Consider the following 22,168-nt stretch of genomic DNA (forward strand, 5'->3'; position numbering starts at 1 on the left):
CCTACTTGGAAATTTTGCTCAGTGAGTTGTTGCCCATTTGCCCTCATCCACCTCTGGTCAGCTTCAACTTCGTAACGTCGGTCCGCTCCCGGTCCACCTTCGGCATCGGCGTGTCCAGAAATTCCTTGGTAAGGTTCCTGGAATTGGCGTTGTAGGCCCATCGTGCAAACTGCTCAAGTAAGCGGTGTTGTTCAGCCTTCATGCGCTGGTTCTCGGCGGTCAACCGTTCGACATGTTCCAACGCCATCTTCAGCTCAGGGTCCATATTGACATCAGCATTTTCGGCAGGGCTGCCACTAAGCGACCTTTTTCGAGTAACAAATGCGAGGTGGATACGCTCGTAGCGGTGCAGGGCCTGGCGGGTGTATCGCAGGCGAGTACGCTTCTCAATGGCGTCGATGAACATCTCCCAAGTCAGCTTGCCACTCCAGCCATCTAGTACGCCCACTATGGCTTCTATAGCTTCCTCATCGATGTTCTTCTCTCGGGTTCGTGTCATCGGCTAACCTCCTGTATGCCAAGAATTGTGTGCTTGGGCTGTTCTTCATAGCCGAGACGAGCCGCCACCGCGTGTTCAAGCCGGGAAGGGACGTTTGCAGGACTCAGCCGGATGACAGCGCCGCTTGGAACTAACGGATTCTCGAGAATCTCCATGAGCGACGACAGTCGCTCCATCTGTGCACGATGGTGTTCGACCCACTCCGACGCCCCGAAATCGCCTTCCTCTTCAGCCTTTTCTGCCATCTGGAGAAGTCGAGTGGCCTCTGCGAACGCTAAGCGAGTCCTTCCTTCTTTCTCAACCTCTCCTTTGATGCAAACTTGTTCGCCGCAATTGATGCAATCACGATGCATCTGGCACGGCGCCATGACGTAGTCGTGGATGCAGTAGCCGAACTCAGTAGTATGGGCGGTCGGTACCTTGAGGCGTGCGAATTGGACCCGCGGAATCAAGTTCTTCCGTGACGCTGCCGCTAGGGGACCAAACATGCGCGTATCGTCACCAACGGCCTCCCGGACTCGTGCCAGCAAGGACTCATTTGACTCATGGTCGTAGACCTCGTTCTGCCGAATGTCCTTGCGCCCGGACCATTTTGCTATGTCGAGCTGGCTTAGTCCGCCAGCTTGCGCCAAAGTGTTCAGATAGTGCCTGAATTGGTGAGTAGTGACGTGAATAGAGCTGCCGTCATATTCCGTGAACCCGGCTCGGTCAAAAATAGACTTTTGGTCGTCCCGAGCACCCAAACGATTCCAGATGAAGCCTTGCCCGACCGGCTCGATGATGCACCTGAACGACGACTTATTAACCTCTACACCATTTCGAAGAATTACAAAGAGAGCGTCGCTATACCGAAGGCCAATTCCATCGACCATCACAGGGAATCCCCGTGGGAGCCATTTCAGAACAGCAGCTTCAAGGTCTGCGAATCGCACAGCCACGTTTTTTCGGAAAGGGCCGGCCACGGCAATGTTTTTCTTACACCATTCGCGAGCTACCCCAAGGTCGACAGCCTCAGCGTAAAGAATATCGGCTACTTCACGTAACGTTAGCCACTCCTTGGTTCGCAGGTGCTGCAGTTCGGCAGTAAGATAGATTTTTGTCGGATTTTGCTCGTACCACCGCGCCACCGTGCGAGCCTCATCGGTCAGGCGTCGAATGCGTTCTATTGCTTCCTGAACAACTCCCGACATCGAGGAGACGACCCATTTCACCATCGGGTCAGCCCCCTTGGCAGGCCACCAGCGAAGTCCAAAGTGCTCTCCATTTTCTCCGTTCGGCTGCCGAACCTCACATTTTTCCGGCAGCATAAGAAGCTCATTGATACGGTCAGGTGCCGAACACAGGACGGCACAGGCAGACGAAACCAAGATATCGCCAGGTTCCGTGGCGAGGCGATAGACTTTAGGTAAAGCGCCCAAAGCGGCCTCGCTGGGGAGTTTCGCTGTCCGCCGGTCGTCAAACACCTTCCCGACCCGAACACCTTCAACTGGCCGCGGAATGGGGTTGTGCCAGATTGTGCGAATGCTTGTCAAATGGTTCACACACAGAAACTCCGAAACAAGTTCCAGCTGTCCGCCAGCCCGATATGCCGTTGCAGGAGCAAGTCGGTCCTTAAGCATCTGTGCCGCTCGGTTAAGTATGTGAGAGTCCACTCTAACAGGGTCCGCCGTACCGGCTTCAAGCAAGGCAGCTTCCAGTACTCGTAATGCGACCAGGCGCCCTGAGACATTGTCAGTCGGTCGAAAAGCATGCTGGTTCCGCATGTAGCCTTTGGCGAATGATAGGTACGGTTCCTGCATTGGCACAAAGTTCTTCTTTGTCGAAGTTTCGAGATTGCTGAACACCATTCGAATCGCGTGGTACTTGGCTTTAAGCTCGATGGTCTCGCTAACGTCCCACTTGTTTGCATCGAAATCCAAGTCTTTGCCGAACACCGTAAGACGGCACCGGCAAAACTCGATGAACCCCTCCAGATTTGCCTGCGCATCGAGCTCGGCCCTGGGGACAAATACGACAATCTCACTCATAGGGATGGCCGTTGTTCGGCTCGCACTTCGTTACAAAGCTGAACTACCTGTGCCACAGCATAGATAGTGCGGTCGTTGACCTTTGCTATTCGGGCGTCCGTTGTCGAAAGAAGGCGCTCACGGTCTACGAGCAAATACTCCAAAACTTGCTCATGCGGACCGTCCAGCCACGGCTCAAAACTGCTGCAGGTATAGCAGGCAACTGGTTTCATAAACCCGCAAAAACCATGTTTCCCACAGCTGGATATGCCGTCAAATGAGTTAATGATGGATGGCGCGCGAATGATGCTGGACGGGTCCTCGGCCCGGGTTGCCTCGGAAATGTCGGCAATGAGCTTCCCCGCAAAAGCTTGTGCAAGAGGCGCCAAGGACATCGCGAGGGTCTTGTTGATGCGCTCGACGATGGCCGGAGTCGAACTGACATAGACGCCAACGTTCTGGGTGTCCGAGTGGTCAAGGAGTTCGGCAATCACTAGCTCACCGTGGCCTTCCTCGGCTGCACGTGTCCCGATAGTCTGCCTGAAGCGCTTAGGGGTAATATTCATGAAGTCACCCGTCCGTTCGGATACGACGTGAAGGCGACTCAAGGTCTTGCCAAGAATGTAGCCAATGTGCGCAGCAGTGGGATGATAGGCATACCCTTCAACATTTTTTTCGGCTTGTTCCTTGGGGAACAGTGGCGCTTTCTCGACGTCTGGGAGCAACCCGCGGAATCGCTCGCGCACAGTGGCGGCGTATTCGATAACCAGCCGGCCGATTTCCGGCACGAGCACCCGCTCTTTGAACGCCCCTCGGGCGTCACTATCTCTAGTCTTTGCGCGCGGCATCCGGACAACAAAAGACTCCAAGCCCTCGGAATCTATCATTTTACTAACATCGGAAACTTTCAAGGCGGCGTATTGGGTGGCCCGTTGGCCTAATGTCATAACCAGCCAAGCCAACACATACTCTGAAAGTTCTACCTCTTTACAAGCGAAGGCCTCATTTAGCGCGTGCTGAAGCGCTTCAAGCTCAATGTCGGTGAACGGCCCGGTGTACGGGTCCCTGGTAGCAGTTCCCACACCCTTGCGATTTCCCTTCAATGTAAGCTGCTTCAAAAGGATGACCGCATCGGCCGAGACTCCTCCGTAGCCTAATGCACCCCATTTTCGGACAAGACCCGACAGTACACCGACATACCATTCCTTCTCTTTTCCGAGGGACGCCTTGTAGTTCAGTATATCTGCAGCGGTAACCTCGGAAACGAGCACACCCGTCTGGTCAAATTTGAAATGAAAGAATTCCCGACTTTGATAGTAAAGATTTTTCAGGTGCGACAGGGACGAGTTTTCTGCATACCAAACGAGAGTCGCCTTCAGGGCAGTCTTGATGTCATGGACGACAGCGAAGGGCGCGAAATCAGCATAGAATTTGCGCGTCGCTTCGCGCAGTTCCCAGTAATCGGACGTCGGCTCGAAAACGGCATGGCCACGTGTTTGGGCGGTAGGCGGCAAGGTGCCAAAGTAGTTCGCCTGCGGCGACCTAAGTACCATAAGTTGACTCATTTTGTTCTTTTCACCATTTTTTCTTGCATTTCAAGAGACGCTTTGCGTGCCCTACGTTCAGTCGCACGGCGGTTATAAGTCTCGGCTGTTTTAGATGTTGGCTTCCACCCCATCAAGCGTGACCGCATTTTCTGTTCGTTCTCAGGGGCGGTACCGGAATCGTCCATGGCTATCGAGAAGTTATCGTTCCAAGTGTGGCGTAATACATGCGGCATCACGTCGTCAGGGAGGTCCGGACAGCGCTCTCGTAGTGCTTCGAAAATCTTGTTCAACGCTCGAATGCCCAAGGGGCGCCCACCGTTGGCGACAAAGAGAAACGGATGCTTCTTGGCAAACGGAAATTTTCGGCGGAAATTGATAATGTAGTCCTGAGTCCGCTTAGCCAGGTCGCCATTGAAGGGCAGTACGCGGTCCAGCGTCTTGGCGTTAGGCTGAATCCCCCTAGGGTCGTGCTTATCGTCAGCACGACGGACGACCACAACCTCGTTGCTTCGAAAATTGATAAGCCGGATATCGACGCCAAGTAACTCACCGCGACGCAAGCCTAAGCCAAGAAGCCACCGGACTATTAGCTCATTTCGGGCCCTCGCATGAGCCCCCTTCCACGGATTCTCCGGCGATTCCGGGCCAATTACTTGCCAAACCCGCTCTTGCGCTTCTTGAGTGAGAGACGTTCGCTTACCTAGACCATTTCGCCCCTTGCCTCCCGGGACGCGAGCCAAGATGGCGTCAAGCACGAGACTCTTCACTTCTATCAATGCAGCAAACATTGGATGTTGTGGTGGAAGGTTGAGTAATCTCCTCTCTGTAAGCCACTTGAGGTACTGAGCGATATAGCGGAGCCGCATACCTGCACTTCCAACCTCAGTCTTCGAGGACAAAACTGAACGATTTCGATAGCCCAGTAGGGAAACCGTAGTGGAGGAACTGGATTTATATGGGATAGTCGCGCGAAGGACTTGAGCTTCGAGGTCGTCAATAGAGAACCGACAATGCCGCGCCAGGTCATCCACCTCGCCCAATTGCAGGAGCCTCCCTTGGGAAAGCCGCTCGTCGAGCGAGATGCCTTGCAGGTCACAAAACAAGAACAGGACCTTCAGTGCGCGAAGGACTTGCTCGATTGTTGCACTAGCTAGGTTTCGCGACCGTAGCTCGCAGAGCGTGAAGACCGTAGCATCAAACAGCGGCTGACCGGAATCAGTATCAAGCAGCATCGGCAAACGTTCGCCATCCTGGCAAACTACAGTCTTTACAGCGTATTTTGCACACATTTTTATTTACACTTCCGAAAGTTCTCCCCTTTCGAAATATTACACTACGGCAAATAAAGTGCAAATAATAAAAAAGGCCCGCAGTCTCTCGGCTGCAGGCCTTTTGTTTACGAATTAAGAAAAGTGCCCATTAGAACGGAATATCGTCATCCATATCCGAAAAATTCGGTGCTGGCTTCGGTGCCGGGCGCGGTGCTGGCGCCGGGGCCGGACGCGGGGCTGGCGCCTGGCGTGGGGCCGGGGCGTCGTAGCCGCCGCTGTTGCCACCGCCGTTGCCACCATAGCTGTCGTCGCCACCGCCGGCGTCGCCGCCCATGCCGGAACGGCCGCCCAGCATTTGCATGTTTTCCGCGATGATGTCGGTGGCGTATTTCTCGACGCCGTCCTTGTCCGTGTATTTACGGGTTTGCAGGCGGCCTTCGACGTAGACCGAGGAACCTTTTTTCAGGTATTGGCCGACGATTTCAGCCAGGCGGCCGAAGAACGAGATGCGGTGCCATTCGGTCAACTCTTTTTGTTCGCCCGTGTTGCGGTCCTTCGATTTGTACGAAGTGGCCACGGCGATGTTGGCGATCGCGTCGCCGCTAGGCATGTAGCGGATTTCCGGGTCGCGGCCCAGATTGCCGACGATAATGACTTTGTTGACTGATGCCATGAATAACTCCTGATGAACGGCTGCGGCGGTCGGAATTGCCGCGCGTTGGATTTTCTGTAAACGGGAATTATAAGCGAGTAGGCGATGCAAAGCACCCGCTTTCTGGACCGTCCCGCAACTGTGCGGCGCAACGTTTTTTTCGTGGCACGCACGAACAAGAATATTGAATACTGGTATTATATACAGTGTTCAAACGTCTGTACGCATCTGCATCAAGCTTTGTCCGCGCATGCCGGGCAGGCGGCAATATTCGCTTGCCATGGCCTCGCGCGTGCGCATCAAAACCCGGCTATAGTTACAAGTTGACCCGTTGCAGGCCCGTTTCCGGGCAGTACGGGTCCACCGCATCCCACTGAAAGCAAGGCTCATCACATGGAACAGATCCGCATTCGCGGTGCTCGCACGCATAACCTCAAGAACATCAATCTCGATTTGCCGCGCAACAAGCTGATCGTGATTACCGGCCTGTCCGGCTCCGGCAAGTCTTCGCTGGCCTTCGACACCTTGTACGCGGAAGGCCAGCGTCGCTATGTCGAGTCGCTGTCAGCCTACGCGCGCCAGTTCTTGCAACTGATGGAAAAACCGGACGTCGACCTGATCGAAGGCCTGTCGCCGGCCATTTCCATCGAACAGAAAGCCACTTCGCACAATCCGCGCTCGACGGTGGGCACGGTAACGGAAATCCACGATTACCTGCGCCTGCTGTATGCGCGCGTCGGCACGCCGTATTGCATCAACCATCCGGAACACGCGCTGGCCGCGCAAACCGTGTCGCAAATGGTCGACGCCGTACTGGCCATGCCGGAAGACACCAAGCTGATGATCCTGGCGCCCGTGGTGGCCAACCGCAAGGGCGAGCACGTCGACCTGTTCGAGCAGATGCAGGCGCAGGGCTTCGTGCGCTTTCGCGTGCAAAGCGGCACGCACGAGGCGAAGATCCATGAAGTCGACGACCTGCCGAAACTGAAGAAAACCGAAAAGCACACGATCGACGTGGTGATCGACCGGGTCAAGGTCAACCAGGACATCAAGCAGCGCCTGGCGGAAAGTTTCGAGACCGCCCTGCGCCTGGCCGATGGCCGCGCCGTGGCCTACGAAATGGATACCGCGCAAGAGCAGGTGTTCTCGAACAAGTTCGCCTGCAACGAGTGCGGCTATTCGCTGCAGGAACTGGAACCGCGCCTGTTCTCGTTCAACAATCCGATGGGTGCCTGCCCGGAATGCGACGGCCTCGGCCATATTGAATTCTTTGACCCGAAACGCATCGTCGCGTTCCCTAACCTGTCGCTGGCTTCGGGCGCCGTCAAGGGCTGGGACCGCCGCAACCAGTTTTACTTCCAGATGCTGTCGAACCTGGCCGACTTTTACGAGTTCGACCTCGACATGCCGTTCGAGCAGCTGGAACTGAACGCGCAGCAAGCCGTGCTGTACGGCTCGGGCAAGCAGGTGATCCCGTTCAGCTATGTGAACGAGCGCGGCCGCACGGTGGTCAAGGAACATACGTTCGAAGGCGTGGTCAACAATCTGTCGCGCCGCTACCGCGAAACGGACTCGATGGCCGTCAAGGAAGAGCTGGCCAAATTCATCAATGAAAAGCAGTGTCCGTCCTGCCACGGCGCGCGCCTGCGCGTGGAAGCGCGCCATGTGAAAGTGGGCATGGGCAAGCAGCAGCGCGCGATCTATGAAGTGGCGGAAAAACCGCTGCGCGACACCCTCGATTTCTTTGAAAAACTGAAATTGACGGGCGCCAAGAAAGAGATCGCCGACCGCGTCGTCAAAGAGATCATTTCGCGCCTGAAGTTCCTCAACAATGTTGGCCTTGATTACCTGTCGCTCGACCGCAGCGCCGATACCTTGTCGGGCGGCGAAGCGCAGCGCATTCGCCTGGCCTCGCAGATCGGCTCGGGCCTGACAGGCGTGATGTATGTGCTCGACGAGCCGTCGATCGGCCTGCACCAGCGCGACAACGACCGCCTGATCGAAACGCTGAAACACCTGCGCGATATCGGCAACAGCGTGCTGGTGGTCGAGCATGACGAAGACGCCATCCGCACCGCCGATTATATCGTCGACATGGGCGTGGGCGCCGGCGTGCACGGCGGCGAGATCATCGCCGAAGGCACCTTGAAGGACATCCTGAAGAACAAGAAGTCGCTGACGGCGCAGTACCTGAACGGCAAGCTGAAAATCGCCGTGCCCAAAAAACGCCACGCCAGCAATCCGGAAAAACAGCTGGTCATTACGGGCGCGACCGGCAACAACCTGAAAAAAGTCTCGCTGAGCCTGCCAGTCGGCCTGATGACCTGCGTGACGGGCGTGTCCGGTTCGGGCAAGTCATCCCTGGTCAACGACACCCTGTACCCGGCCCTGTCGCGCCACCTGTACGGCTCGCAAACGGAACCGGCGCCGCACGATTCGATCAGCGGCCTCGAACATTTCGACAAGGTCATTTCCGTCGACCAGGCGCCCATCGGCCGCACGCCGCGCTCCAATCCGGCTACCTACACGGGCTTGTTTACGCCGATCCGCGATCTGTTCTCGACCGTGCCGACGGCCAAGGAACGCGGCTACAGCGCGGGCCGCTTCTCGTTCAACGTCAAGGGCGGGCGCTGCGAGGCGTGCCAGGGCGATGGCGTGATCAAGGTCGAGATGCACTTTTTGCCGGACGTCTATGTGCCGTGCGATGTGTGCCACGGCAAGCGCTACAACCGCGAAACGCTGGAAGTGCAATACAAGGGCAAGAACATCACCGAAGTGCTGGGCATGACGGTGGAAGAGGCGCATGAATTCTTCAAGCCGGTGCCGCTGATCGCGCGCAAGCTGCAGACCTTGCTTGACGTGGGCCTCGGTTACATCAAGCTGGGCCAGAGCGCCACCACCCTGTCGGGCGGCGAGGCGCAGCGCGTGAAACTGTCGCTGGAGTTGTCGAAGCGCGACACCGGCCGCACCCTGTATATCCTGGACGAGCCGACCACCGGCCTGCACTTCCACGATATCGACCTGCTGATGAAAGTGATCCACCGCCTGCGCGACCAGGGCAACACCCTGGTGATCATCGAGCACAACCTGGACGTGATCAAGACGGCCGACTGGATCGTCGACCTGGGTCCCGAAGGCGGCGCGGGCGGCGGACAGATCATCGCCACCGGCACGCCGGAAGAAGTGGCCCTCAATCCGGCCAGCGTGACGGGTAAATACCTGGGGCCGCTGCTGAAGCAATAAGCGGTCAGCGCCATAAAAAACGGCGCGGTTTGCTCATGCAATCCGCGCCGTTTCTCTCGACTAGCACGCCAGTCATTGCCGGCGTGTCTTTTTATCACACGCCGGTCGTTGCCGGCGTGCGTCTCCCCCCACTAACTCTTAGCCCGCCAGACGTTGCTCCAGCGCCGCCTTGTTGTCTGCCAGTTCCTGCGGCAGATGATACGCCAGCTTTTCAAACAATTCCGTATGCAATTTCAATTCTTCCAGCCACGCCGCCTTGTCGATCGAGGTGATAGTGTCGAATTGTGCTTGCGTAAACGGCAGGCCGTCCCAGTTCAGGTCGCCATATTCGGGCGTGGTGCCGAACAGGTTTTCCACGCCGCCCGCCTTGCCTTCGATGCGTTCCAGCATCCACTTCAGCACGCGCATATTGTCGCCGAAGCCAGGCCAGACGAATTTGCCCGCTTCGTCGGTACGGAACCAGTTGACGCAGTAAATCTTTGGCAGCGCGGCCGGGTTGACCTTGCCCACTTTGACACCCATGTCCAGCCAGTGCTGGAAATAGTCGCTCATGTTATAGCCGATAAACGGCAACATTGCAAATGGATCGCGGCGCACCACGCCCATCTGGCCAACGGCGGCAGCCGTCGTTTCGGAACCCATGGTGGCGGCCATGTAGACGCCTTCGACCCAGTTGCGCGCTTCGGTCACCAGTGGCACGGTGGTCGAGCGGCGTCCGCCAAAGATGAAGGCCGAGATCGGCACGCCAGCCGGATCGTCCCAGGCCGCATCGATGACGGGGTTTTGCGTGGCGGCGACAGTAAAACGCGCGTTCGGATGGGCGGCCTTGGTGCCGGACTCTGGTGTCCAGTCCTTGCCCTGCCAGTCGATCAGGTGGCTCGGCGCTTCTTTCGTCAAACCTTCCCACCAGACATCGCCGTCGTCGGTCAGCGCGACGTTGGTAAAGATGGTGTTTTCACGCATCGAGGCCATGCAGTTGTAATTGGTTTTTTCGTTGGTGCCCGGCGCCACGCCAAAATAGCCCGCTTCCGGGTTGATGGCGTACAGGCGGCCATCGGCACCGGGCTTGATCCACGCGATATCGTCGCCGATGGTGGTCACTTTCCAGCCCTTGAAACTGGCCGGTGGAATCAGCATGGCGAAGTTGGTCTTGCCGCAGGCCGAAGGGAAGGCTGCCGCCACATAGTGCTTCTTGCCTTCCGGCGACTCGACACCGAGGATCAGCATGTGTTCGGCCAGCCAGCCTGGTGCGTCAACCGACGCTTGCGCTTCCTGGTGCCCCATGTTCGAGGCGATGCGCAGGGCGAAGCATTTCTTGCCCAGCAGCGCGTTGCCGCCGTAGCCGGAACCGTAGGACCAGATTTCGCGCGTTTCCGGGAAATGCACGATGTATTTGGTGCTGTTGCATGGCCATTTGACGTCGGCCTGGCCGGCGGCCAGCGGCGCGCCGACGCTGTGTACGCAAGGCACGAACTCGCCATCGGTACCGAGCACGTCATAGACGGCGCGGCCCATGCGGGTCATGATTTTCATGTTGACGGCAACATAGGGCGAGTCGGACAGTTCGACGCCGATATGCGCGATCGGCGAACCGAGCGGGCCCATCGAGAACGGCACGACATACATGGTACGACCCTGCATGCAACCGTCGAACAGGCCGTTCAGGGTGTTGCGCATCTCGCCCGGTTCGGTCCAGTTATTGGTCGGGCCGGCCGCTTCTTTGGTTGCCGAGCAAATATAGGTGCGGTCTTCGACACGCGCCACATCGCTCGGGTCCGAGCAGGCCAGGTAGGAATTGGGACGCTTGTCGGCGTTCAGTTTTTTCATGGTGCCGCTGGCAACCATCTCGGCACACAGGCGTTCGTACTCTTGCTGCGAACCGTCGCACCAGTAGATGCGATCCGGCTTGGTCAGTGCGGCAATTTCCGCCACCCAGTTGATCAGTTTCTGTTGTTTAATATAAGCTGGGACGTTGAGTGTAGCAACGCCACCCATGACGGGCTGATTCATATTACCTCCAATACAATTAAGAATTCTGGTCGTTCCGGCAGATCACCGTGCTGCGGCGCGCTCGCGCTGGCTGTTTGGTCGTCTTGCCGGCCGCAGCGCGAGGCGCCAGCGGCGGGTGTTTGCGCCTGGTGGCGCGCGGTGCATGCACCAGAATGTTGCAAAGTGTCGGCGATTGTACACCCGTAAAAGCGCTATTTCCGCAAAAATGTAGGAGAATAGCCCGACTAATGTAGTAGGCTATTCAGCATTGCCCGTATTTTGTTATTTCCCTACCAAATTCACATTAAGATCGGTCAACTTCCATGAAAATTGCCATACTCGATGATTATCAGGATGCCGTGCGCGGCCTCGATTGTTTCAAATTAAGCACAGGCCACGACGTCAAGGTATTCAGTAACACCACGCGCGGCCTGGGCCAGCTGGCGATCCGCCTGGCGCCGTTTGATGCCCTGGTGCTGATACGCGAGCGCAGCAGTTTCAACCGCGCCCTGCTGGCCAAGCTGCCCAATCTGAAACTGCTGTCGCAGACGGGCAAGGTCAGCGGCCATGTCGACGTGGCGGCCGCCACCGAACTGGGCATTGCGATTGCCGAAGGCGTGGGTTCGCCGACGGCGCCGGCCGAGCTGACATGGGCCTTGATCATGGCGGCCCAGCGCAAGATCGTGCCGTATGCACAGAACCTGAAAGAAGGCTTGTGGCAAATGGCCTCGCTGGAACCGGCGCACAACACCCTGGGCACGGCGCTCAAGGGCCGCACCCTCGGTATCTGGGGCTATGGCAAGATCGGCCAGCTGGTAGCCGGCTATGGCCGCGCGTTCGGCATGCGGGTGCTGGTGTGGGGCAGCGAAACGAGCCGCGCGGCGGCGGTGGCGGCCGGCGACACGGCGGCCGCGTCGCGCGAGGAGTTTTTTGCGCAGGCCGATGTGCTCAGCCTGCACCTGCGCCTGTCGGACCAGACGCGTGGCCTGGTCACGGCGCAGGACCTGGCGCGCATGAAACCGAGCGCGCTGTTCGTCAATACCAGCCGCGCCGAACTGGTGGCCGATGGCGCGCTGGAGGCGGCCTTGCCGCAAGGGCGTCCGGGCGCGGCCGCGCTGGACGTGTTTACGGAGGAACCCTTGCCGCCAACCTCACCGCTGTTGCAAATGCCCAATGTGCTGGCCACGCCGCACCTGGGCTACGTCGAGCGTGACGGCTATGAGCTGTATTTCCGCTATGCACTGCAAAATATTGTCGATTATGCACAAGGGCAATGCACGCGCCTGCTGAACCCCGAGGTGCTGGCGCATGCGCGGCAAACGGCTTTCAGGAGCGCTGGAACCCCTTGAGCAGGTCCGGTTCACCCGCGAGGCTGACGGGCGGCAGCGGCAGCACGTGGGCGCGCGACCACAGGCCGGTCCAGCCCGGTGGCCAGGCGAGCAGCGGACCGGTGTAGGCGGGAAGGCCGGCGCGCACGGCAATCACCGGTACCGGCGGCAGCTCGGGCAGAGGGGCGCCCGGTGCGCGCGGCATGTCCAGGCTGTACATATAGTTGGGCAGCAAGGCGTCGCAGACGTGCGCGAACCAGACCGCGTGGTCTTCGTCGCGGCCCAGCGCCTGGGCCAGCCCTTGCGGGTCGAAGCGCGCCAGGGCGTCGACCAGTTCGCTGGTGGCCGCGCCGGGCGTATCGCCCCAGCCCATCACGGGGTTGACGTTGTAGTCGGCGCCCGAGCCATACCAGCCTTCGCGCCAGGGCCGCTGCATCCAGTAGCGCGGCCCCGTAAACAAATGCCAGCGCCAGTGCAGGCCGGACGGTTTCGGCCAGGAATACAGATACAGCTTTTGATAGCCGGCGCGGTGCAGCTCGCGCACCATGGCCATCAGGCGCGCATGCGGCATGCGGTCGGGCGGCGCGCGGCGAAAACGGATCGCTTCGCCATCGGCGAACTCGACGTCATCGGTGGACAGGTTCAGGTCCAGGGTGCGCGCTTCGCTGCCGAAGCGCGCGGCGACCCAGCCGGTCAGCAAGTTGACGGACGTGATCACGCCATAACCGCGATGGCGGTGAAAAATGACGGTGCCGGGAGCAAGCGCTTTCATGGGGAATCATCAAGCCGGAGCGGGAACAAAACATCCAGTGTACTCACAGATGGGCGAATTTTCCAGCGACGCCAACAAGCCCTGCTCAAGCCGGCACCATCATTCACGCAAGCACGGCAATCCAAGATATCATGCGCGTCATTCTCCACTGACATCGTGACCACATCATGACCTTGCGCATCCTCGCCACCGGCGGCACTTTCGACAAGCATTACAACGAATTGAACGGCACCCTGGGCTTTTCCGACAGCCATTTGCCGGCCGCCATCGCGCGCGCGCGCATGACGGCGCCGGTGGCGCTGGAGCAATTGCCCTTGCTCGACTCGCTCGACATGCAGGATGCCGACCGCCAGCGCGTCCTGGCCTCGTGCCGCGCAGCGCGCGAAAAAGCCATCGTCATCATCCACGGCACCGACACCATGCGCGAAACGGCGCAAGTGCTGGGCGCGGCGCAATTGCAACAGACCATCATCCTGACGGGCGCCATGATTCCGTATGAAATCGACAACTCCGACGCCCTGTTCAACCTGGGCTTTGCCTGCGGCGTGGCGCAAGCCCTGCCGGCCGGCGTATATGTGGCGATGAACGGGCAGATCTTTGCCTGGGACAATGTGCAGAAGAACCGCGCCGCCGGCGTGTTCCAGCCATTGTAAAGCGCCTGGCGCAGGCCGCCGCGGCCAGCGCCGACACAATCCCAACAGCCCGCTTCTGGCGGGCTTTTTTACGCCTATTGAAAATTCTGCATTTTCACTAAAATCATCGAATTATTGTCGGTCGAATAAATGATTGTAAAAATTATCAGTCATTTGTTGTAAAAAAACACCAATCATAATTTATTACATTAGTAAAATTAAAGAATATAAATCTTTACATTTAACAATTTATTAAATTTTATTCAGTATCTGCAATTTATTGCCAAATCCCACATGGTTGAGTTCCATTTTTTATTGCTGAGACGACATAATGTTTATCACGATAAGCAAAAAGTGCATTTATAACAATATTGCGCGCTGTGGTTTTCCCTCTCTGTCCGAGGTGGATACGCCACTGTGTACAGCATCACCGGCCTGCCACCCGTTGGCCGTACCACTGCTCGTACGCTGCTTGTCGTTATTAAAACTACTACGGAGTAATTGTTATAATGGCATTTAAAGAAAAAATCGGCGTACGCAGCGTACGCCTGGCCCTGACCGTGTTGGCGGGCAGCGTCTTGTTGACCGGCCAGGCAATGGCACAGGAACAGGAAGTCGTCCAGAAGGTCGAAATTACCGGTTCGAGCATCAAACGTATCGCCGTCGAAGGCGCCCTGCCAGTGCAGCGCCTGACGCAAGAAGCGATCGCCAAATCGGGCGCCACTTCCGTGGCCGAGCTGATTCAGGCGCTGCCAGCCATGCAGGGCTTCACCATCGGCGCCGTTGCCGCCGGTTCGAATTCGGGCGGCAATACCAGTGCATCGCTGCACGGTATCGGCGAGACCTACACCCTGGTGCTGCTGAACGGACGCCGCATCGCGCCACAAGGCTCCGGCACTACCGTCAATCTGAACGCCATTCCAATGAGCGCCGTCGAGCGCGTCGAGATCCTGACCGATGGCGCTTCGGCCCTGTACGGCTCGGATGCCATCGCTGGCGTATTGAACTTCATCCTGAAGAAAAATGTCCAGGGTGCAACCCTGGAAGCGACCTATGGTGGTCCTGAATACAAGGGCGGCAACGCCTGGAACAGCAGCATCACCGCTGGCTTCGGCGACCTGGACGAAGACCGCTACAACGTCCTGATTTCTTATCGTCACGACGAACAGGAAAAGCTGCGCGCCACCGACCGTTCGTTTGCCGATACCTCGTATCTGAAATTCAAGCGCGGCGGCAAGAACTATATCTGGGATCGCACCAGCACGTCCGCTTCGCCGGCTGGCGCCACCGTTGCCTACAACAATGTCAATAGTGCTTCGAGCGCCTTTACGCCGTACCTGCTGCAAAACGGCGCCTGCCCTACCGATTCCTACGTTACCACCAGCAATGCCCGCGCTTGCGGATTTGACACGGGCTCGACCGTGGAAATCGTCCCGCAATCAAAACGCGACAGCATTTTCTCGCGCGGCACTTACAAGCTGAACGAAAGCATGAATGCGTTTGCCGAGGTTGCTTACTCGCGTTACGACCTGACGGCGCGGATTGCTGCCAATCCAGTACCTATCTCGATCGCCAAAAACAGCGCACTGTACAACACCTACGTATCTCCTTATCTGACGCCAGCGCAACGCGCCGACGTCAAGTCGGTGACGGCCAACTACCGCACCACCGATTTTGGTCTGCGCGCGAGCAATACGATTACCGAAACCAAGCATGTGGTATTGGGCATGGAAGGTGAAATCGGCGCATGGAACTTTGAAAGCGGCCTGACCTGGTCGCAAAACGCGATCGACGAACGCTACACGGGCGGCTATGCCAAGAACCAGGCATTCAAGGATATTGTCGCCAATCCTGCATTCAATCCGTTCTCGCCAACCCAGAGCGCTTCGGTGCAGTCGCAAGTCGCCAATGCCCAATTCACCGGTTCGATCCGTACCGCATCGACCACCATGCGCGGCGTCGACACGCACGGTTCGCGTGAACTGTTCGACCTGCCAGGCGGCAAAGCCAGCGTCGGCGTCGGCGGTGATTACCGTACCTACCGCTATGAGCAGTCGCCAAGCAGCGGCGCCACCACGGCCGACATCTACAACTTCAACACCTCGCCTGCGTACGACCTGAGCCGTGATACCTACGGCGCTTTCGTCGAACTGCTGGCGCCGCTGACCAAGTCGTTTGAAATGACCGTCGGTGGCCGTTACGATGCCGTCAAGGCCATCGACAACAAGCTGACGCATGAAACGGTGGGTAAAAAAGACAGCGCCAATACCTACAAGGTATCGGCACGCTGGCAGCCGGTACAAACCGTGCTGATCCGTGGTTCCTACGGCACCGGCTTCAAGGCGCCTAGCATGCTGGATATCGCCCAGCCACTGGTCAATGCCGGCTTTACCGCCAAGAAGTTCGATTGCCCGTACCCGGGTACCGCACTGTGCCGTTCCGAAGCGACACAATACAATGAAGTCTCGCAAGGCAACCCGAACCTGAAATCGGAAAAATCGAAGCAGTTCACCTTGGGCTTCCGTATCGAGCCTAGCGCCGCCTTCTCGTTTGGCGCCGATCTGTGGGACGTGAAGCTGACCAATGCGGTGTCGGAAATCACCGAAGAGCAGGCATTTGCCGATCCGGTCAAATACGCGACCAGCTTCACCACCTACACCGAGCCATCGACCGGCAACACCTACTACGCGTTCAAATCCTTGCAAGTCAATATCGGCAAGAAGGAATACCGTGGTATCGACTGGGATCTGTCGGCCAACCACAAGTTTGACTTCGGCAAGCTGACCGCTCAACTGAGCGGCACCCACATGCTGCATGCGAACTACACGGTACCAGGCAGCGACAGCGTCTACACCAGCAACATGAACTTCTTTGGCAGCACCAACGAAGTGACGTTCCGCAACCTGATGAAGCTGACGACGACCCTCGATACTGGCCGTCTGAGCAACACCTTGACCGTCAACTACCGTAACGGCTACACCGATGCGGCGGCCTCCGTGCGCAACCTCGATAGCGGCAAAAACGAAACGCTGCGCCTGGAAGTACCGTCGTACACCACGGTCGACTGGCAAGCACGCTTCGCCTTTGACAAGCAAACCACGATCCGCGCCGGCATCAAGAACCTGTTCGACCGTGAGCCACCGCTGTCGCTGCGCGCGTCGTCGGGCCACCAGATCGGTTTCGATCCCCGCTACGCCGATCCGATGATGCGTTCGTTCTACATCACCGGCAACTACAAGTTCTAATCTGAACCAGCCTTGCGAAAACGCCCTGCACTTCACCGTGCAGGGCGTTTTTTTATGTCCGTATCAAAACGCACACGTAAAAAAAGAGCCGCAGGCGGCTCTTCTTCGTACGGCAAAGCCGGCGGTTTATGCCTTCGCTTCGCCACCCAGTGCTTCGACCACGTCGGCCATCAGCTTGGACAGTTCGCCCGTCATCAGCATCATGTCGCCGTCGAAACGCTCTTCGTCGTTTTTGGTGCTCGATTCGGTTTCCTTGATCACGTCGAGCGGCTTGATGCTCTTGATCGCCAGCGATTCCGTCAGCACGAACGAGATCTTGTCGTTCCACGTCATGGCCAGGCGCGTGCACTGCTTGCCGGCCGCGATATGGCGGCGCACGTCGTCCGCTTCCAGGGTATGGCGCACATAGCGCACGGTGGCCTTGCTTTCGCCGGTGGCGCGCAATTCCGTATCCATGTCGACCGTGAAGCCGGCCGGCGCGTCGTCGGCCTGCAACCACTCCGTCATCACCGCCACCGGCGAGCGCTGCACGCGCAGGCTTTCCAGCGGCAATTTGTCGACGGCTTTCAACAGCAGCTTGATCACTTCGTCGGCCTTGGCCGGGCTGGCCGCATCGACCACCAGCCAGCCGTTGACCGGATCGATCCAGGTCCAGACATTGCTGCGGATGCTGAAGGCGCGCGGCAGCAGTTCGTCGGCCACGCGCTCCTTGAGTTCCTTCATGGCCTTCTTGCCTGGCGCAAAGCCTTGCGCCTCTTCCATTTCAGCGGCGCGGGCCTTGGCCACCTGGTTGATCACGGTCGCTGGCAGCAGTTTTTTTTCCGTACCCAGCAGGATCAGCATCTGTTGGTTGACCACATGCACCAGGCCGCCATTCGGACGCGGCGTATCCCAGCCCTGGCGCATCAGGTCCATGCTGGTGGCCGGCGTAAATTTGTTCGACGATAGCGCCTCTTCCAGCTGTTCTGGCGTGCAGGCCCACGGCGCGGGCAGGCGGTAAATCTGAAGATTCTTGAACCACATAGTTTTTGTCTTCCGGTTGTTTCGTTGGAGCTAATAGGACGCCATTCTACACTTTCGACACGTTCCTGCCGTCAAAAGCGCGTGCTGGCGCGACGCTTGAAATACGGTTCCGAGCACCTACAAGGCGGGGAACAGCTCGGCCTGGGCCGGGGCCTGCCGCGTTGCCAGGGACGGGTCGCACAGGGTGGAAATGCGCACCCCCAGCAGGCGGATTTTCTTTTCGAACGGCACCCGCCGCAGGCAGTCGCGCGTGGCGCGCAGAATCGCCGCCGCGTCCGCCGTGGCGCTGGGCAAGGTGATATCGCGCGTGACGGTGCTGAAGTCTTCGAAGCGCAACTTGATGCCCACCGTGCGCCCGGCCAGCGCCTGCTTGTCGAGGTCGCCGGCCACCCGCGTGCACAGGCTTTCCAGCTTTTCCGACAGCATGGCGCGGTCGCGCACCACCTGCAGGTCGCGCTCGAAGGTGGTTTCGCGGCTGACCGACTTGGTTTCGCGGCTGGTTTGCACGGGGCGATCATCGATGCCCAGCGCCGCCTGGTGCAGCCAGCCTGTATACACATCGCCGAACTGCGTGCGCAGCATGGCGAGGTCGGCCTGCGCCAGCTCGCCGATGGTCACTATGTCCATCGCTGCCAGCTTGGCGGTGGCTTTCGGGCCGATGCCGTTGATTTTTTTTGCCGGCAAGGGCCATACGCGCGTGGCGATATCGTCCGGGTGCAAGATGGTCAGGCCATCGGGCTTTTCAAGGTCGGAACAGATTTTTGCCAGCAACTTGTTGGGCGCGAGACCAATCGAGCACGACAGCCCGGTGGCTTCGAACACGGCCGCTTTCAACGTTGCCGCAAACGCCGGCGCAGCTTCGCCATGTTCGGTCAGGTCGATATAGATTTCATCGATGCCGACGTTCTGGATCACCGGCGCCAGGTTCGCCACGGCCTGCTTGAAGCGGGCCGAATACTCGCGGTAGGCGTCGAAATCGGCCGGCAGCAAGATGCTGTCGGGCGCCAGCCTGGCCGCCTTCATGATGCCCATCGCCGAAAACACGCCAAAGGCGCGCGCCGCGTAAGTGGAAGTGGTGACCACGCCGCGCCCCACATAGTCGCGCATGCGCGCGAACTGGCGCGTGCCGTCCAGCTGCAACACGGGCTGCTGCAGCCGCCCGCCACCGATGACGACGGCTTCGCCGCGCAGCTCCGGATACTTGAGCAGTTCGACGGACGCAAAAAAGGCGTCCATATCGAGGTGGGCGATCCAACGGCGCGCGGCGGGTAGTTCAGGCGATGGGGGAGCAGATGGAGTCAAGGACACCTCGCGGCGGTTGGGCCTGCCGCAGAATGGTGGCGGCAAGATACTGGTCATGCATACAGTATTACCCGAAACGGATGTTCTGGCAAGTTGAAACGGACAGGCAGAATCATGGATAATTTGAAAAAAGCGCTTGCAGAAGCATTTTTACCATCCTATAATAGCGCCTCTTCCAGACGTGGTGACAAACGTCGGGATGGTTTTCTGAGACAAGCAAGCATCGGGTGCTTAGCTCAGTTGGTAGAGCGGCGCCCTTACAAGGCGTAGGTCGGGAGTTCGAGCCTCTCAGCACCCACCAAATCAGAAAACTGTCCAGTGCTTCATGGATCGGCAATACAGATCATACGAGCTTGGAGTGGTAGTTCAGTTGGTTAGAATACCGGCCTGTCACGTCGGGGGTCGCGGGTTCGAGTCCCGTCCGCTCCGCCAATAAAAGAAAAGCCCTTTGGTTCTCTGAACCGAAGGGCTTTTCCCATTGGGGCGCCGGAAAATCATCGGCTCTTTTCCTTGAAAGTTTTTTTGTACTTTTAGTTGCACAAGCGGGAATCTGCCCTCTATAATAGTGCCTCTTCCAGACGTGGTGACAAACGTCGGGATAGTTTTCTGGGTATGCGGGTGCTTAGCTCAGTTGGTAGAGCGGCGCCCTTACAAGGCGTAGGTCGGGAGTTCGAGCCTCTCAGCACCCACCACATCAGAAAATTATCCGGTGCTTCATGGATCGGCAACACAGATCATACGAGCTTGGAGTGGTAGTTCAGTTGGTTAGAATACCGGCCTGTCACGTCGGGGGTCGCGGGTTCGAGTCCCGTCCGCTCCGCCAATAAAAGAAAAGCCCTTTGGTTCTCTGAACCGAAGGGCTTTTCCCATTACTGGACAGCAAATGCACTAGAATCAGCGCTCCTCCTGATTGCTTTCTGCCCGCATGCGCTTACCCAGCAGTACTCATCCCTATATTGCTCTGCGGTTGCGCCTGGCGCATCAGGCTTTGCTGCAATTTGCCGCCAGCCTGATGAGCTCCATGGAAATTGCCGTATTCCTGGCCGGTCCCGTCCTGCTGGCGCTGATCAGCAGCATCGCCCTGCCCGGTTTCCTGGCCATGACGCTGCCCTGGCCCGCCGCGCTGGGCCTGCTGGGCGCGCAAGTGTTGCTCACGTGCCTGCCCGCCTGGCTGCTGCGCAAGCGCCTGCTGCCCGCTCCCGTCGCGGCGTGGCTGCGCCAGCTGCCCGTGTCGCCACGCCTGCGCCGGCAAGCCGATATCGCCGTGGCCGGCCTGCTGATGCTGCCGCTGGGCGTCGCCTATGCCGTCTCGGCCGGCATCTGGCTGCTGCAGTCGCCACCGTGGCTGCGCCCGGTCGCCGCGCCCGGCATCGCCATCATCATCGTCGCATGGCTGCTGGCCTGGTTAGTGACCAGCTGCATCGTGGCCCTGCGCCTGCGCACACCGCGTCCGGCGCAACAGGCGCGCGCGCCAACCATGACGGCATATAGCTACCGCCGCCCGCGCTGGCCTGCCCTGTTCCTGTGGCGCCAGTTGTTCTGGCTGCCGTTCTGGCGCAACGACAATGTGATCGGCGCGCAGCAAAGCGTGCTGATGGCCGGCGCGACCGCCAGCATGCTGGCCTGGCTGCTGCGCGTGCCGCTGGTGCCGGCGCCGCTGCTCGGTTTGCTGGCCAGCGCCAGCCTCGTTCTTGTGACGGACCGGGGCGACAAGGCCGTGCGCGAACAGCTGGCCGTGCTGCGCCCATCGCTCAATGCGTGGCCCGTGAGCAGCGCCCATGTGATCCGCCTGGCCTGCGCCGCCAGCCTGCTGCCCGCCTTGACAGTGCTGCTGGGTGCTGCTGTCTTGCTGTACTGCATCGATCCAGCCGTGTTGCAGCAGCGCGTCACCAGTGTCTACGCCATCACCGCCAGCGTGGCCGTGCTGGCTATCGCCGGCCTGCCGCGCCTCACCGCGCGCGGACGCGTCGCGCTGGTCGTGTTATCCATTCTTGCCTTGAGTGCCATCGGAAGCGAATTATGGAATTGAAGCAGTCCTCTCCCATGCTGCATGTCGAGCAGCTCGATTTTCATTTCGCCACGCACAGCGTGTTCCAGGGCTTCAGCCAGCAATTCGGCCCCGGCATTACCTGGCTGCGTGGTGCCAACGGCACCGGCAAGACCACCTTGTTGAAACTGGCCGGCGGCGCACTGGCGCCGCTGCGCGGCAAGCTGCGCCTGGACGAACTCGACAGTGCCAGCATGCCGCTGGCCTACCGCGCCCAGGCCTTCTATTGCGGCGGCGACGCGCCTGCCCTGCCCTGGCTGCGGGTCCATGAATTTCTCGACCTGCACCTGGCGCTGTATCCGGGCAGCGACCAGGCGCTGCTGAACGCGGAACTTGCCGCCTTTGCCATCACGTCGAGTCTGGAGCAAAGCATCACCGCCCTGTCGCTGGGCCAGCATAAAAAGCTGCAACTGGCGCTGGCGCTGGCCTTGCCGGTGCGCCTGCTGCTGATCGATGAACCGTTCAACGGTCTCGATAGCGACGCCATGGCGCATCTGCGCCAGCGCCTGGCCGAGCCCGCCCGCCTGACGCGCCAGTGCATCGTGCTGACCAGCCATCTGGCGCCGCAGCTGCCGCTGGCGGCAACCGTGCAACTGTAGGTTCAAACAGGCG

The 22,168-nt window shown here is 58.9% G+C and carries 15 protein-coding genes and 4 tRNA genes; 10 read left to right on the top strand and 9 right to left on the bottom strand.

Annotation, left to right across the window (positions count from 1 at the left end; all coding sequences use genetic code 11):
* Positions 1–43: 43 nt before the first annotated feature.
* From CD932_RS09645 to ssb, 5 genes are all read right to left on the bottom strand, one after another.
* Positions 44–499, bottom strand: coding sequence for a hypothetical protein (locus CD932_RS09645; RefSeq protein ID WP_094442445.1), 456 nt, complete (start codon positions 497–499; stop codon positions 44–46).
* Positions 496–2,526 (bottom strand): hypothetical protein, encoded by a 2,031-nt coding sequence (locus CD932_RS09650; protein ID WP_094442446.1) that lies wholly within the window; start codon positions 2,524–2,526, stop codon positions 496–498. Before CD932_RS09650 ends, CD932_RS09645 begins: the two co-directional genes overlap by 4 nt.
* Positions 2,523–4,070, bottom strand: a complete 1,548-nt coding sequence (locus tag CD932_RS09655) for a site-specific integrase (protein WP_176460921.1) — start codon at positions 4,068–4,070, stop codon at positions 2,523–2,525. Before CD932_RS09655 ends, CD932_RS09650 begins: the two co-directional genes overlap by 4 nt.
* On the bottom strand, positions 4,067–5,284 hold the full coding sequence (locus CD932_RS09660; RefSeq protein ID WP_217907249.1) for a site-specific integrase: 1,218 nt from the start codon (positions 5,282–5,284) through the stop codon (positions 4,067–4,069). Before CD932_RS09660 ends, CD932_RS09655 begins: the two co-directional genes overlap by 4 nt.
* 187 nt (positions 5,285–5,471) lie before the next feature.
* Entirely contained in the window at positions 5,472–5,996 is a 525-nt protein-coding gene (gene ssb, locus CD932_RS09665) for a single-stranded DNA-binding protein (protein WP_094442448.1), read from the bottom strand.
* Positions 5,997–6,368: 372 nt separating this feature from the next.
* Between ssb and uvrA the strand changes: the two genes are divergently transcribed.
* Entirely contained in the window at positions 6,369–9,218 is a 2,850-nt protein-coding gene (gene uvrA, locus CD932_RS09670) for an excinuclease ABC subunit UvrA (RefSeq protein WP_094442449.1), read from the top strand.
* A gap of 138 nt (positions 9,219–9,356) precedes the next feature.
* On the opposite strand, the gene CD932_RS09675 is transcribed toward uvrA, so the two are convergent.
* Positions 9,357–11,228: a phosphoenolpyruvate carboxykinase (GTP) gene (locus tag CD932_RS09675; protein ID WP_094442450.1), complete on the bottom strand. Its 1,872-nt coding sequence runs from the start codon at positions 11,226–11,228 to the stop codon at positions 9,357–9,359.
* A gap of 302 nt (positions 11,229–11,530) precedes the next feature.
* Here CD932_RS09675 and CD932_RS09680 point away from each other — a divergent pair, with 302 nt between their 5' ends.
* Positions 11,531–12,556, top strand: a complete 1,026-nt coding sequence (locus tag CD932_RS09680; protein WP_094442451.1) for a D-2-hydroxyacid dehydrogenase family protein — start codon at positions 11,531–11,533, stop codon at positions 12,554–12,556.
* Here the strand turns inward: CD932_RS09680 and CD932_RS09685 are convergent.
* Positions 12,534–13,307 carry an L-asparaginase gene (locus tag CD932_RS09685; RefSeq protein ID WP_094442452.1) on the bottom strand — a complete coding sequence of 258 codons (774 nt, stop codon included), beginning with the start codon at positions 13,305–13,307 and terminating at the stop codon, positions 12,534–12,536. The genes CD932_RS09680 and CD932_RS09685 overlap by 23 nt on opposite strands.
* Before the next feature lie 167 nt (positions 13,308–13,474).
* Between CD932_RS09685 and CD932_RS09690 the strand changes: the two genes are divergently transcribed.
* Together CD932_RS09690 and CD932_RS09695 are read left to right on the top strand one after the other, a co-directional pair.
* Positions 13,475–13,960 carry an asparaginase domain-containing protein gene (locus CD932_RS09690; RefSeq protein WP_094442453.1) on the top strand — a complete coding sequence of 162 codons (486 nt, stop codon included), beginning with the start codon at positions 13,475–13,477 and terminating at the stop codon, positions 13,958–13,960.
* Positions 13,961–14,448: 488 nt separating this feature from the next.
* Positions 14,449–17,184, top strand: coding sequence for a TonB-dependent receptor (locus tag CD932_RS09695; RefSeq protein ID WP_094442454.1), 2,736 nt, complete (start codon positions 14,449–14,451; stop codon positions 17,182–17,184).
* A gap of 126 nt (positions 17,185–17,310) precedes the next feature.
* Here the strand turns inward: CD932_RS09695 and CD932_RS09700 are convergent, their stop codons facing one another.
* Positions 17,311–18,207: a recombination-associated protein RdgC gene (locus tag CD932_RS09700; RefSeq protein ID WP_094442455.1), complete on the bottom strand. Its 897-nt coding sequence runs from the start codon at positions 18,205–18,207 to the stop codon at positions 17,311–17,313.
* Positions 18,208–18,324: 117 nt separating this feature from the next.
* Positions 18,325–19,509, bottom strand: a complete 1,185-nt coding sequence (gene dinB / locus CD932_RS09705; RefSeq protein WP_254926540.1) for a DNA polymerase IV — start codon at positions 19,507–19,509, stop codon at positions 18,325–18,327.
* 225 nt (positions 19,510–19,734) lie between these two features.
* Here dinB and CD932_RS09710 point away from each other — a divergent pair.
* From CD932_RS09710 to CD932_RS09735, 6 genes are all read left to right on the top strand, one after another.
* Positions 19,735–19,810, top strand: a tRNA-Val gene (locus tag CD932_RS09710).
* Positions 19,811–19,864: 54 nt separating this feature from the next.
* A tRNA-Asp gene (locus tag CD932_RS09715) sits at positions 19,865–19,941 on the top strand.
* Between the two features lie 184 nt (positions 19,942–20,125).
* A tRNA-Val gene (locus CD932_RS09720) sits at positions 20,126–20,201 on the top strand.
* Between the two features lie 54 nt (positions 20,202–20,255).
* Positions 20,256–20,332 (top strand) — tRNA-Asp (locus CD932_RS09725).
* A gap of 198 nt (positions 20,333–20,530) precedes the next feature.
* The gene (locus CD932_RS09730; protein WP_141213221.1) at positions 20,531–21,538 is read left to right on the top strand and encodes a hypothetical protein; all 1,008 of its coding nucleotides are present in this window, start codon (positions 20,531–20,533) and stop codon (positions 21,536–21,538) included.
* Positions 21,529–22,155: an ATP-binding cassette domain-containing protein gene (locus CD932_RS09735; protein WP_094442458.1), complete on the top strand. Its 627-nt coding sequence runs from the start codon at positions 21,529–21,531 to the stop codon at positions 22,153–22,155. The genes CD932_RS09730 and CD932_RS09735 overlap by 10 nt, the downstream gene beginning before the upstream one ends.
* The last annotated feature ends 13 nt before the right edge of the window (positions 22,156–22,168 follow it).

This window comes from Janthinobacterium sp. PC23-8 (genome assembly GCF_002250505.1).
GTDB lineage: Bacteria > Pseudomonadota > Gammaproteobacteria > Burkholderiales > Burkholderiaceae_D > Janthinobacterium.